9 protein-coding genes are annotated in these 13,144 nt (G+C 74.7%); 3 read left to right on the forward strand and 6 right to left on the reverse strand.

The annotated features are described in order from the left end of the window. The first annotated feature begins 36 nt into the window (after positions 1-36). The gene (locus DB32_RS21700) at positions 37-1,779 is read left to right on the forward strand and encodes an ArsR family transcriptional regulator (protein ID WP_053234563.1); all 1,743 of its coding nucleotides are present in this window, start codon (positions 37-39) and stop codon (positions 1,777-1,779) included. A gap of 4 nt (positions 1,780-1,783) precedes the next feature. On the opposite strand, the gene DB32_RS21705 is transcribed toward DB32_RS21700, so the two are convergent. Next, positions 1,784-3,571, reverse strand: coding sequence for a Kelch repeat-containing protein (locus tag DB32_RS21705; protein WP_053234564.1), 1,788 nt, complete (start codon positions 3,569-3,571; stop codon positions 1,784-1,786). 65 nt (positions 3,572-3,636) lie between these two features. Here DB32_RS21705 and DB32_RS21710 point away from each other — a divergent pair, with 65 nt between their 5' ends. Further along, positions 3,637-4,458: a DUF72 domain-containing protein gene (locus tag DB32_RS21710; protein ID WP_053234565.1), complete on the forward strand. Its 822-nt coding sequence runs from the start codon at positions 3,637-3,639 to the stop codon at positions 4,456-4,458. On the opposite strand, the gene DB32_RS21715 is transcribed toward DB32_RS21710, so the two are convergent. Continuing rightward, the gene (locus DB32_RS21715) at positions 4,437-4,853 is read right to left on the reverse strand and encodes a hypothetical protein (protein WP_053234566.1); all 417 of its coding nucleotides are present in this window, start codon (positions 4,851-4,853) and stop codon (positions 4,437-4,439) included. The genes DB32_RS21710 and DB32_RS21715 overlap by 22 nt on opposite strands. A gap of 164 nt (positions 4,854-5,017) precedes the next feature. On the opposite strand from DB32_RS21715, the gene DB32_RS21720 reads away from it, so the two are divergent. Further along, entirely contained in the window at positions 5,018-9,718 is a 4,701-nt protein-coding gene (locus DB32_RS21720; RefSeq protein ID WP_053234567.1) for a sigma-54-dependent Fis family transcriptional regulator, read from the forward strand. Here DB32_RS21720 and thiL read toward each other — a convergent pair. From thiL to DB32_RS21740, 4 genes are all read right to left on the reverse strand, one after another. Beyond that, positions 9,706-10,641, reverse strand: a complete 936-nt coding sequence (thiL, locus tag DB32_RS21725; protein WP_053234568.1) for a thiamine-phosphate kinase — start codon at positions 10,639-10,641, stop codon at positions 9,706-9,708. The genes DB32_RS21720 and thiL overlap by 13 nt on opposite strands. Further along, positions 10,638-12,044, reverse strand: coding sequence for an ATP-binding protein (locus DB32_RS21730; protein ID WP_053234569.1), 1,407 nt, complete (start codon positions 12,042-12,044; stop codon positions 10,638-10,640). Before DB32_RS21730 ends, thiL begins: the two co-directional genes overlap by 4 nt. Next, entirely contained in the window at positions 12,041-12,721 is a 681-nt protein-coding gene (locus DB32_RS21735) for a GTP-binding protein (RefSeq protein ID WP_053234570.1), read from the reverse strand. The genes DB32_RS21730 and DB32_RS21735 overlap by 4 nt, the downstream gene beginning before the upstream one ends. A gap of 68 nt (positions 12,722-12,789) precedes the next feature. Beyond that, positions 12,790-13,116, reverse strand: a complete 327-nt coding sequence (locus DB32_RS21740) for a hypothetical protein (RefSeq protein ID WP_053234571.1) — start codon at positions 13,114-13,116, stop codon at positions 12,790-12,792. Positions 13,117-13,144: the final 28 nt, after the last annotated feature.

Raw genomic sequence — 13,144 nt, forward strand, 5'->3', positions numbered from 1 at the left:
TTGCGTCGCGAGCGAGGCTCGCCGAATCTTGCGCGCGTGGTCGGACGCGACTTGCGCGCGACGTTCCGCTCCGGGCTCCACCACGAAGTGCTCGCGCGCGCGTGGGACGCTCCGGATGCGGCGTTCGAGCCCGACGACGCTCCGTGCGTCGTCGGGTCGCTCGCGCTGCTCGGTCGCATCGACGAGGCGCTCGCGCTCGCCGACGACGTGCGCGCCGATCCGACGTCGACCGACGCGATCGTGGTCGAGTCGCAGTTCTTCGCGATCGTCGGGCTCTGCCACGCGGGGCGCTACGCGGACGCCGAGAGCCGCGCGCGCAGCAACCTCCGCTACGCTGGCGCGAGCGATCCCAGGACGCGCTTCTTCGTCTTCCAGGGCATCGCGCTGTTCCGCTACTTCGTCGGTCGGATCGGGCGCGCGCGGCTCGCGTCGCGGCGCGCGCTGCGCGAGGCGGTGCGCGCGCGGTTCCAGTACGGACGCCTGCTCGCGCTCGATCTCCGCGGCCACGTGCTGGTGCAGCGCGGCGAGGTGAACGCCGGGCTGCGCGTGCTCGATCAGGCGGAGAAGCTCGCGATGGCGCTCGGCTTCGAGGGGCATCGCGTGTCGATCGAGTGCGCGCGCCTCGCCTACGAGAACCGTCACGGGCGGCGCGACGCCGAGGTCGAGAGCGCGCTCACCCAGGTCGCGATCGCGAGCATGGGCAACGTGTACGCGCTGCGCTCGGCGTGGCTCGAGCTCGCGTTCCGCAGCGCGCTCTCCGGGGATGCCGAGCGCGGCCGCGAGGCGCTCGATCGCGCCGCGGAGCACACGATCCCCGAGTCGGACCATCGCGGTCGCGCGCGCTTCTCGATCACCCTCGCGCTGCTGGCGCGGCTCGATCGCTCGCTCGACGACGCGCGCGAAGCGCTCGACGATGCCCGGCGCGCGCTCGAGGCGGGACACGATCGGAGCCTCCTCGCCGAGCTGATCGCGTGGGATCGCGTGCTCGGCACCGGGCTCTTCGAGCCGGATCTCGCGCGCTCCGAGTCGCTCGCGCGGCTCACCGACGGGCTCGTCGCGCGCGCGCTCGAGGCGATGGACGGCGGGCGCACGCTCGGCAGCGCGGTCGCGAACGAGTCGCCGCTCTGGGCGCTGCTCGCGAGCGATGCGCCGCACGCGGCGCGCGTCGCGGTCGCGCTGCGACGCGGCTGGCTCGGGCTCGTGCCGCTCTTGATCGCGCGGGAGCCGGGGCGCGATCTCGTGTTCACGTCGGACGCGCTCGTCGCGGCGGATCACGGCACGGTGGTGCACGCGACGAAGCTCCCGGGCCACGCGCGCGAGCTCCTGGCCGCGCTGGGCGCGGGCGAGCGCACCAAAGAAGCGCTGATCAACGAGGTGTGGCGCGTCGCGCGTTACTCGCCGCAGCACCACGACGCGGTGATCCACACCGCGATCGCGCGCCTGCGCCGCACGCTCGGCCCGCTCGCGGAGTGGATCCGCACGACCCCGCAGGGCTACGCGCTCCAGAGCGGCGTGCGCGTCGTGCGCCTCGACGACGCAGGGCACGACGCGCCGGTCGCGAGCACGACGTCGGAGCCGGAGCAGCCCGAGCGCGAGGAGCGCGATCCGATCCTCGCGCTCCTCGCGGAGCGCCCGCTGCGCTCGACCGAGCTCGCCGAGCGGCTGCGCGTGTCCGAAGCGACCGCGCTACGACGCCTGCGCGCGCTCGTCGCGTCGGGCGCGATCACCCGCGACGGCACGGGCAAGCGAACGCGCTACGTGCTCACCGCGTCCGAGTGATCGATCACTGCGCCGCGAGGTAGATGACCTCGGGCTGCGGCAGCGACGCGTTCATCACCGACGCGTCGAAGCGCAGACCGCCCACCGTGAGCGCGCCGCCCTCGGGCAGCGCGGTGGTCGTGTGCAGCGCGCGCCCCTCGGCGAGCTGGAGCGGCGTCGGGCTCACGACCGCGGCGCCCGTCGCGTCCACCGTGCCGGTGAGCACGTCGACGGTGTTGTTCACGCTCCAGACGAGCGCGCCGATGCCGCCCGTGACGATCACCCGGCCATCGTCGAGCCGCGCGCTCGCGCCGAACGCGTGCGGGTTGTTCGTCATCCCCGGCGTGGCGAGGCCGGTCTCGACGTCGATCGTGACGCTGCGGCGTGCGCCGCCGCACCGCTCGACCGCGCCCGCGCCGCCCGCGAACACCGGGTTCATCGTGCCCGCCTCGCAGAGCGCGCCATACCAGCCGATCACGACTACGCGCTCCCCGCCGGCGACCGTCTCGACGATCGGCCGCACGAAGCTCCACTCGGGCCGCGACACCGCGACGCCCGCCATCGCCTGCGGGAAGAGCAGCGGCTCGGCGTTCGCCGGCGCGCTCGCGCCCGTCGCGTCGTCGGCCGCGCCCGACCACACCTCCGCGAGGTCCGCGTCGCTGCGCGCTTCGTTGCCGCCGAGGATCCACACCGCCGCCGACGCGCCGCTGCCGACACCCGCGCTGCCCGCCGCGACGCGCGACGCCGCGAGCTCGTCGTCCTCCTCCGCCGCGAGCACGCCGTAGCCGCCCGCGCGATCGGCATCGAACACGGCGAAGCTCGTGCTCGCCCCGGCCCCCTCGCCGCCCGCGATCAGCACGCGCTCCGTGCCCGGGATCGCCGATGCGGTCGCGAGGAAGCGCGGGACGTCGAGGCGACCCGGCGTGGTGGGCGCGTCCGCGGCGCCGACGAACGCGCCGCGACCGGGATCGCCGTCGGCATCGACGTCCTCGACCTCCGGGCTCAGCTCGGGATCGAAGATCTCGAACGACGCGAGCGACGCGTCCTCTCCGGGCACGATCGAGATCAGGTACGTGCCCGAGGTCGCCGCGCCCTGCGGCGTCATCAGCATCAGCGCGTCGCTCGCGCCGCCCGCGAGCAGCACGCGCCCGTCGGGGAGCGCCGTCGCGGTGTGCCCGCCGCGCGCCGCGAGCAGACCACCGTCGACCGCGTGGAAGCGACCCTCGGCGGGATCGAACACGTACGCGTCGTCGCTCGCTGCCAGCGCGAAGCACCGCGTGCCCTCCGGCTGACCATCGGGGCACGCCGTCGTGCTCACGCCGAAGCCGCCCGCGACGAGCACGCGCCCATCGGGAAGCGCGGTCGCGCTGTGCAGCACGCGCCCTCGCACGCCGCTCGCCGCGACCGAGGTGGACGCGCCCACGCGGTACATCGCGGGCTCGACGTAGCGCCGCTCACCCGCGCGCAGGACGATCGGACCGACGTGCCCGACGTACGCCGGCACGCCGCCGACCTCGCCGACGATGCGCATTCGGATCGGCACGTTCGTCGGGAGCCCGCCGCGGATCAGATCGAGGCGCCCGTTGTCGTCGGAGTCCTCGAGGTTCGCGACCGTGTGGATCGAGTTGTCGGGCGTCGTGTCGTCGCCGACGAACACGTCGATGCTGATCCGATCGACGTCGGACGGCAGCGCGGAGGGCTCGGTGAGGCTCCATCGCACGCGCATCCGGAGGTCGGGTGGATCGCCGGCATCGGCACACGAGACGAGGGCGAGCGACGTGAGGATCGCGAGAAGAGCAAGCCGGCGCAGCACGGCGCGAGCCTATCACGCAGCCGTCCTTCGTTGGGGCGCGGCCCTCCAGGGACTAGCTCTCGATCATGCGGCGTCGCGAGCTGCGGGTCGGCACGTCGGGCTGGGTCTACAAGGACTGGAACGGCGTGTTCTACCCGGAGGGCCTGCCGGCGCGCGATCGCCTCGCGCACTACGCGAGCCACTTCGACATGGTCGAGATCAACGCGACGCACTACCGGCTCGCGAGCGAGCGCGCCGCGGCGGCGTGGCAGGCGACGGTGCCCGAGGGGTTCGTCTTCGTCGCGAAGGGCTCGCAGTTCATCACGCACCGGCTGAAGCTCAAGAATTGCGAGGGCGCGCTGGAGCGCTTCTTCGCGCCGCTCGCGCCGCTCACCGCGATGCAGGTCGTGCTGTGGCAGCTCCCCGCGGCGGCACCGCGCGATCTCGAGCGCGTCGATCGCTTCCTCGCGCTCCTGCCGCGCGAGCACGCCGGGCACCGGCTGCGTCACGTCTTCGAGCCGCGCGATCCGTGGTGGTGGAGCGACGAGGTGCGCGCGCTGCTCTCGAAGCACCACGTCGCGTTCTGCTGCGTGAGCCATCCCGCGCTGCCCGCCGACGTCGTCGAGACGAGCGACCTCGTCTACCTCCGCTTCCACGGGCTCGGCGAGAAGCCGTACCTCTACGACTACCGCGACGACGAGCTCGCGCCGTGGGTCGAGCGCCTCGCGCCGCAGCTCGATCGTCGCGACGTGTACGTCGCGTTCAACAACGACTGGCACGGCCACGCGATCACGAACGCGCGGCGCTTCCTCGAGCTGATGCACGAGGCACGCGCCCCGGCGCGCGCCCTGACGCGCACGACGAAGGCCGCGGCGCGCACCACGCGTCAGCGATCGCGCGGATCGTGATCGCGCGGCGTCGGCGCGCGTGGCGAGCGGCGGCTCGAGCCGCGCCCCTCGCTCGATCGGCGGCGCATCGGGCGTAGCGGCGGCGTCGGGTGCTTGGGAGGGACGGGCGCGGCGACGGGCTTCGGCAGCTCGTGCGCGCGCTCGCCGCGCGCGATCGCCTGCACGTCTCGGAGCGGTCGCACCACGCCGTGCACGAGGTCGAGCACGCGCTCGTCGAGGCTGCCTCCGCCGATGCGCCAGTCGCGCTCGTGTCCGCAGCGCGCGCAGCGCGTCCACGCGCCGAGGTGCGGGTGCCGCGCGGTGGGCTCGCAGGTTCGCGCCCAGACCACGAAGCGATGGCCGGTGAGCACGCACGCGGCGTCGGCGATCGCCTGGCGGAGCGTGCCCTTGGCCATCCACCGATTCTGCCACCGATCCGCGGGAGCCGGGATCGCGTGTCTCCTCGCGGCCGTCTCCCCAGCCCTCGACCCACGCCACGGATGCCGCCAACGGAGTTGTCACACGCGGCGAATTGCACGAGAATCACGGCACCTTGGGCGCCGACACACCCGCAACGACGTTGGCAGCCGGTCCGCTGCTCGGCGGGCGCTACCGCCACGTGCGCGAGCTCGGGCGCGGCGCGATCGGACGCGTCGTCGAGGTCGAGGACACGATCGCGGGCGGCGCGCGCGCCGCGAAGATCGTCTCGGCGGCGCACGGCGAGCGGCTGCAGTGGGAGCTCGCGCTGCTCACGTCGATCTCGCACGCCGGGCTCGCGGCCGTGCACGAGCTGCTGCGCGTCGAGGGCGCGCTCGGCGAGCCGTTCGCGCTCGAGCCGGGCGCGTGGGTGCTCGTCGAGGAGCTCGCGGCGGGGCGTCCTTCGGGCGAGGTCGTGCGCGGGCTCGCGGGCGTCGCCTCGCGGGCGCGCTTCGCGTCGATCGCTGGCGCCGCGGTCGCGCGCGCGCTCGCCGCGCTGCACGCGGCGGGGCTGGTCCACGGCGACGTGAAGCCCGCGAACGTCGTCGTCGCGGGGGATCCCGGGGCGGCGCGGCTCGTCGATCTCGGGCTCGCGGGCGCGCCGGGGCTCGGGCCGGTGATGGGCACTCCCGGGTTCCTCGCGCCCGAGGCGTGGCTCGGCGCGCGCTCGCCCTCGTCGGATCTGTTCGCGCTCGGCGTGACGCTCGCGCGATGGGTCGCGGGCGACGACGACGACGCGGGCACCGGCGCGCGCAGCTCCGAGCCGCTGCGCGACGTGCACCGCGCGCCGACGCTGCCGACCGACGCGCCGGCTCCGCTGCGCGCGCTGATCGAGGAGCTCCTGCGCGATGCGCCCGAGGAGCGCCCGGCGAGCGCGCGCGAGGTCGCGCGACGGCTCGATCCCGACGGCGCGGCGAGCACGTTGCTGGACGAGCCGAGCCACGACGAGCGCGCACGACGCGCGGCGGTCGCGCGGCTGCACGGTCGAGCGCGCGAGCTCTCCGCGCTGCGCGCGGCGATCGACGCGCCCGGGGTGATCGCGGTGATCGGTCCGCCCGGCTCGGGCCGAACGCGGCTCGCGCGAGAGGCGGTCCGCGCGCTCCAAGCCGATCGGGCGCGCGAAGGCGCGGAGGTGCCGACGTGGATCGACGACGCGCTGCCTTCGCGCGTCGGCCACGCGTGCGTGGTCCACGACGGCAGCGGCGCGATCTCGATCGAGCGGGCGCGCGCGGCGGTGCGCGCGGCCGAGCTCGAGGGGGCGTCGCTCGTCGTGATCCTCGAGCGCGCCGAGGTGATCGACGCGCCGGGGATCAAGCGGGTCACGCTCGGGCCGATCGACGACGCGTCGCTCGGCGCGCTGCTGGCAGACGTGCTCGCGATCCGCGGCGCGAGCGCAGCGCTGCAGAGCGCGTCGCGCGCCGCGAGCTCGGGCCTGCCGGGACGGCTGTGTCGCATCGTCGCGAGCGCGTTCGCGCAGGGGCGCGATCCGTCGCGCCCCGACGTGATGCGCAGCCTCGGCCGCGACGAAGGCGCAGCGCTCGCCGTGCCCGAGGTCGCACGACCCCTCGCCGAGGCCCTGGCGATCGCAGGCGGTACACTGCGCGCGGACGAGGCGCGGATGGCGCTGGGGAACGATCCGGCGCGCGCGGGGGCGCTGCTGGCGGGCTCGGGGCTCGCGACCTTCGACGCGACGGGCCTCGTGCTGCGCGCGGATCGCGTCCGCTCGATCACCCGCGATCTGGGCGGCGCGCGGCGCAAGGCGATCGCGCGCACGCTCGATCGCGCGGCGGTGCGCGGGCTGGCGCGCGCGTGCGTCGACGCCGCGCTCGACCGGCCCGACGCTGCGCGCGACGCATTCCTCGGGATCGCGGCCGAGGCGCGCGCGGCCGGCGATCCGCTCGCGGCCGCCGACGTGCTGAGGATCGCGCGCGAGCGGCTGTCGTCGACGCCCGAGCCGATCACGCTCGCGCTCGCCGAAGCGCTGCGCGCCGCAGGAGAAGAGACCGCGGCGCGCGAGGCGCTCGACGACGCCGAGACGCGTGACGCGCGGGCGCTCGCGGCCGAGCTCGCGCGACTGCGCGGCGACGTCGAGGCCGCGGAGCGCGGCGCGCTCTCGCTGATCTCCGAGACCGACGCCGCGGGCCTCGCGGCGCGCTTCACCGCGGCCCGCATCGCGTGGGGCCGCGGCGAGCTCGACCGCGCGTCGGAGCTCGCGCGCTCGGTGCGCGACGTCGCAGGCGATCGCGTCGCGCCGCTCGCGCGCGCGCTCGAGGTCGAGACGCTCGTCGCGATGTCGCGTGGAGAGCGCGAGACGGCCTCGTCGCTCGCCGCCGAGCTCGAGCGCGTCGCGGCGCGCGCACCGCGCGACATCGCGCTCGCCACCCGTGCCCGCGCGGCGTCGATCGCCGGATCTGCGGCGCTCGCGAGCGGCGCGATCGAGCTCGCGATCGACGCGTACGAGCGCGCGGCCGAGCACGCGGAGCGCGCCGGCGAGCGACACGGCGCGGCGAGCGCGACCGTGAACCTCGGGCTCGCGCGCCTCGATGCAGGCCGGCTCGGCCCGGCGATCGACGCGCTGCGCGAGGGCGCGCGACGGCTCGCCACGCTGCGACGGCCGCACGAGCTCGGGCGCGCGCTGTTCAACCTGGCGAACGCCGCGTTCCTCGCGGGCGACGACGCGCTCGCGCAGCTCGCGGCCGAGCGTGCCCGCGACGCTGCGCGCGAGAGCGGCGATCGCGACGCGTCGGATCACGCGGCGATCGTCCTCGCGGATCTCGAGCTCCGCGCAGGCCGGGTGCGCGGCGCGATCCGCGCGCTCGAGGGCATCGAAGCGGACGGGGCGATGCTCCCCATCGTCGATGCACGGCTCGCGATCGCGCACGCGGCGCTGGGCGAGATCGATCACGCGCACGCGCGTGCACGCTCTGCGCGCGCGAACGCGCCGGAGGGATCGCTCGCCGAGGTCGAGGTGCTGCTCGCCGAGGCGCGGGTCGCGCTCGCAGCAGGCGAGAGCCCGATCGCCGAGGCGCGCGCGATGGAGGCGAGCGCCTCGGCGCGGACGTTCGAGACGCGGGTGCGCGCTGCGCTGGTCGGTGCCGAGGCCGCGGAGCTCGAGGGCCGTCGCGCCGAAGCCGCGGCGCGCCTCGCGACCGCGCGTGCGCTCCTCGATCGCGCAGCGGCGGGCCTCTCGCCCGAAGCGCGCGCGCGCCTGCGCGCCGTGCCCTCGTACCAGCGCGCGCTCGCGACTGCGCCGCACGCGGCGACGACCACCAGCGCACCGGCGCGCGATGCGCGCGCCGTGATCTCGCTGGCGCGCCGCGTCGCAGCGGAGCGACGTCCGGCGCGTGTGCTCGAGACGCTCGCGGGCGCCGCGCTCGAGCTCGCCGGCGCGGAGCGCGCGTTCGTGCTGAGCCGTCGCGAGAGCGGCGCGACGACGGTCCGCTGCGCGGTGGGCCTCACCGGCGCGCTCGGCCCCGAGCACCGCGCGTCGCGCTCGATCGCGGCGCGCGTGATCGACGAGCGGCGCCCGATGGTCAGCGTCGACGCCCAGGGCGACGCACGCTGGGACGGCGCGGCCAGCGTGCACGCGATGGCGCTCCGGAGCGTGCTCGCGGTCCCGCTGCCCGCGCCGGACGGGAGCACGCTCGCGCTCTGTCTCGACGATCGGCTGCGGCCGGGCGCGTTCGACGAGGGCACGGTCGCCGACGTCGCGGCGCTCGCGGAGCTCGGTGCGGCCGCGCTCGCCGCCGCGGAGCGCGCGCACGACGCACGCCGTGACGCGCGCCTCTGGGCCCGTCGCGCCCGCTCGCTCGAGCAGACGCTCGAGGCGCGCGGCGAGGAGCTGCGCACCTTCCGCGACGCGGATCGCGGCGAGGGCCCCTTCGCGTCGATCGTCTCGGTGAGCGAGCCGATGCGCCGCGTGATCGCCCTCGCCTCGCGCGTCGCGACGAGCGGCGTGCCCGTCCTCCTCGTCGGCGAGAGCGGCACCGGCAAGGAGCTCCTCGCGCGCGCCATCCACGCGGCGAGCGCGCGCGTGGGCGCGACGTTCGTCGGCGAGAGCTGCGCGGCGATCCCCGAGACGCTGCTCGAGAGCACGCTCTTCGGGCACGTGCGCGGCGCGTTCACCGGCGCCGACCGCGCGCGGCGTGGGCTCTTCGAGATCGCGCACGAGGGCACGCTCTTCCTCGACGAGATCGCGGAGACGAGCCCCGCGATGCAGGCGAAGCTGCTGCGCGTGCTGCAGGAAGGCGAGATCCGCAGCGTCGGCAGCGAGCGCGTCCGGCGCGTCGACGTGCGACTGATCGCGGCGAGCCGCGCCGATCTCGCGTCGCTGGTGCGCGACGGTCGCTTCCGCGAGGACCTCTACTACCGCATCGCGGTCGTCACGATCGAGGTGCCCGCGCTGCGCGAGCGACCCGCCGACGTCGCGCCGCTCGCCGCCGCGCTGCTCGCGCGACACGCACCGAATCGCCGGGTGCGCATCGACGACGCGGCGCTCACCGCGATGCGCGGCTACGCCTGGCCGGGCAACGTGCGCGAGCTCGAGAACGAGCTTCGCCGCGCGCTCCTCGTCGCGGGCGACACGATCGCGCTCGAGCACCTCTCACCCGCGCTGCGCGGCGACGACACGACGCACGCCGAGCTCGACCTCAAGGCGCAGACCGAGGCGCTCGAGCGACGGCTCGTCGAGCGCGCGCTCGAGGTGCACGGCGGCAACCAGACGCGCGCCGCGAAGGCGCTCGGGCTCTCGCGCTTCGGGCTGCAGAAGATGCTGAAGCGCCTCGCGCTCGATCAGCCGAAGTGATCGAACCCGGTGCGCGCCGTGGTCGCGCCCACGATCCCCGGCTCACGCGTGATCTCGCCGATCGGATGCGCGATCCGCGAGAGATCGACGCCCGGCGCTGCCGTGATCAAGAGCTCGTAGTCGTCCCCGCCCGACTCGAGCAGCGCGCGCGCGTCGACGCCGAGCCTCCGCGCCAGCGCGTCCGCTTCGCGCGTCGGTGCGAGCGCATCGAGCCGCGCGCCCACGCCGCTCGCGTCGCAGAGGTGTCCGAGGTCCTGCAGCAGTCCGTCGGACACGTCGATCATCGCGTGCGCGCTCTGGGCAGCGGCGCGACCCGCATCGATGCGCGAGGGCGGCCGCACGAAGCGCGACACGAACGCCGCTGCGTCGGGCTCGCGCGCGATCCCGGCCTCGAGCGCAGCGAGCCCGAGCGCCGCCTCGCCGAGCGCGCCCGTCGCCCACAGCACGTCGCCGGCCTGCGCACCGTCACGACGCGGCGCCCGCGCCGGCGCAGCGCCGATCACCGTGGTCGTCAGCCCGATCTCTCTCGCCCGCGCGAGGTTCCCGCCGATCACCGGCGCGCCGTAGACGTCCGCCGCGTCGCGGAACCCGCGCGCGATCTCGTCCACGACGTCGTCGCCCACGTCGCGCGGGAACGCCCACGACGTGAGCATCGCGCGCGGCTCCGCGCCCATCGCCGCGAGATCGCTCAGCGCCGCCGCGGCCGCGCGGTACGCGACGTCGCGCCACGTCACGCCCTGCCCGATCCACGCGCGCCGGAAGTGCACGTCCTCGATCGCCGCGTCCGTCGAGAGCACCGCGCCCGTCGCGAGCACATCGCCCGCGAGGATCGCCGCGTCGTCGCCGATGCCGAGGATCACACCGCGATGCGCGCCCGCGAAGATCGCGCGCAGCCTCGCGACGCGATCGAACTCGCCGCTCACGCGAGCTCGTCGGGCTCGGGGATCGCGACGCGGAACGTCGCGCCCTCGCCCGGCTTGCTCTCGACCCACACGCGACCGCCGTGCGCGTCGACGAGCCGCTTCACGATCGAGAGGCCGAGGCCGGTCCCTCCGTGCTCGCGCGTCGAGCTGCCGTCGACCTGATAGAACGCGTCGAAGATCTTCTGGTGCTCCGACGACGGGATCCCGATCCCCGAGTCGCTGATCCAGAACTCGACCGCGCGCCGCGGCGCGGCCATCAGCACGAGCCCGAGCGCGCCCTCGTCGTCGGCGCCGTCGACCATCTCGGTCGCGCGCACGCCGAAGCGCACGCTGCCGCCCTTCGGCGTGAACTTGATCGCGTTCTCCGCGAGGTTGAACAGCACCTGCTTGATGCGCACCGGGTCGAGCGGCATCGGGTCGCGTGCGCCCTGCACGTCGACCTCGACCTTCACGCCCTTCTTCTGCGCCTGCGGGAGCACCGTCTTCGCGAGATCGTCGATCAGCGCCGAGGGCGCGACCGGCTCGCGACGCAGCGGGAGGTTCCCCTGCTCGAGCTTGTTCAGATCGAGCAGGCTCGTGATCAGCGCGAGCAGGTGATCGCCCTTGCTGCGGATCGTCTCGACGAACTCCTGCTGCTCGCCGTTCAGCTCGCCTGCGATCCCCGACGCCAGCATGTCGCTGTAGCCGATGATCGACGTCAGCGGCGTGCGCAGCTCGTGGCTCACCGTCGCGAGGAAGTTCGACTTCAGGCGATCGAGCTCCTTGAGTCGATCGTAGGCCTCCTGCAGGCGCTGCGTCTTCTCGGTGAGCTCGCGGTAGCTCTCGCGCACGCTCGCGACGTGCATCTGGCTCGTGAGGTACGCGCGGTGGCCCGAGAAGAGGATCAGATCGAGCACGCGACGCAGGTGCTCGGTGATCCGCTCGATCGTCTCCTGGCGCACCCGCGGCATCTCGCCGAGGGCGTCGCGCGCGGCGCGCGGATCGATGCGATCGTCGAGCACCAGCAGCGAGCGCGGCACCTCGCGTCGCTCCGCGGGCATGTACGGACCGACGACGAAGCGGCCCAGCCGACGGCCCTGGTAGTGGATCGGCACGACGCGATAACACGCGCCGGTGAAGCACGGGTGCTCGACCGGCCCGCCCTCGGGGTCGAGCGCGCGCACCTCGCCCACGAGCGCGCTGCACGCCGCGCGACCCGGCGCGAAGCCGTTCACGTAGCGGCAGATCGCCTGCTCCTCGTGCACGTCGCTCAGCAGCGTCCCGTCGCGCGAGAACACGCGCACGGGCAGCGAGAAGAGCTCGAAGAACGAGCGACACACCTCCGCGAGCGCGGCGCGATCGACCACGTCCTCGAGGCGCGCGACGTCCGCGAGGCTCAGCTCGGTGTCCACCGCCGTGCTCACGGGGCCACCTCCCCGCGCGCCGCGTCGATGCCGAGCTTCGTGCGCACCTCGCCGAGCAGATCCGCGCCCTGCACGCCGAACTTCTCGGCGAGCTGGTGCTCGCGCTCGAGCTTGCCCCACGTGATCTCGAAGAGGCCGATCAGCGTCTCGAGCACGCCGTGCCCGCGCAGCGCGATCGCCTTGTAGACCGGCTCCTTGCCCTTCGCCGCGAGCGCGTCGATCTCGACGTCGGTGCGCACGTCGGGCATGTCGCGCTTGTTGAACTGGATCACGAGCGGCATCGACGCCGGATCGATCCCGTTCTCGACGAGGTTCTGGCGCAGGTTCACGAACGCCGCGGCGTTCGCCTTGGTCTCGGCGCGCTGCGAGTCCGCGATGAACGCGACGCCGTCGGCGCCCTGCAGCACCAGCCGTCGCGTCGCGTTGTGGATGACCTGACCGGGAACGGTGAAGAGCTTGATCCGCACCGAGAGGCCCCGCCCGGCCTGCACCGAGAGCGGCAGCAGATCGAAGAAGAGCGTGCGGTCGTCCTTCGTCTCGAGCGTCATCAGACGACCACGCGCCTGCGGCGAGACGAGCTCGTGGATCGCCTGGAGGTTCGTGGTCTTTCCGCTGAGCGCCGGCCCGTAGTAGACGAGCTTGACGGTCAGCTCGCGTGCCTTGAAATCGAGCTGCATGGCGCGGGCGACCAGGCTACGCGCACGCTGCGTCCGCGCGCAATCACGGAGATCGCGCAGGTGCGCGGTCAGCGACCGAGCAGCTGGTACAGCGCGGCCGCGATCAGCGCGGCGCTCACGCCGAACGCGACCCACTCGAGCTTGCTGCGCGAGGGCTTCTCGTCGCGCTGCTCGATCACCTTCATGCGCGCCATCGCGCGCCCGAGGATCTCGTCGATGCGCCGCTCCGCCTCGGCGCGCCGCTCGGGATCGTGCTCCTTCACCTCGCGATACCGACGCCCCGCCTCCGCGAGGCGATCGGTCGTCTCCGCGAGCACGAGGAAGCGCTTGTGCCGATCGCCGTCGTCCCACGCGGCGAGCACGTCGTTCCACGCGCGCTCGAGGTCCTCGTCCATGTGCGTCGACTCTATCCGGGTCCCGCGC

The organism is Sandaracinus amylolyticus (assembly GCF_000737325.1).
In the GTDB taxonomy this organism is placed as follows: domain Bacteria; phylum Myxococcota_A; class Polyangia; order Polyangiales; family Sandaracinaceae; genus Sandaracinus; species Sandaracinus amylolyticus.

What these genes read in the sequence shown, in the direction of transcription:
- DB32_RS21710 (WP_053234565.1), top strand. Translation starts at nt 3,637, where the DNA reads ATGCGGCGTCGCGAGCTGCGGGTCGGCACGTCGGGCTGGGTCTACAAG.
- DB32_RS21715 (WP_053234566.1), bottom strand. Translation starts at nt 4,853, where the DNA reads ATGGCCAAGGGCACGCTCCGCCAGGCGATCGCCGACGCCGCGTGCGTG.
- DB32_RS21735 (WP_053234570.1), bottom strand. Translation starts at nt 12,721, where the DNA reads ATGCAGCTCGATTTCAAGGCACGCGAGCTGACCGTCAAGCTCGTCTAC.
- DB32_RS21740 (WP_053234571.1), bottom strand. Translation starts at nt 13,116, where the DNA reads ATGGACGAGGACCTCGAGCGCGCGTGGAACGACGTGCTCGCCGCGTGG.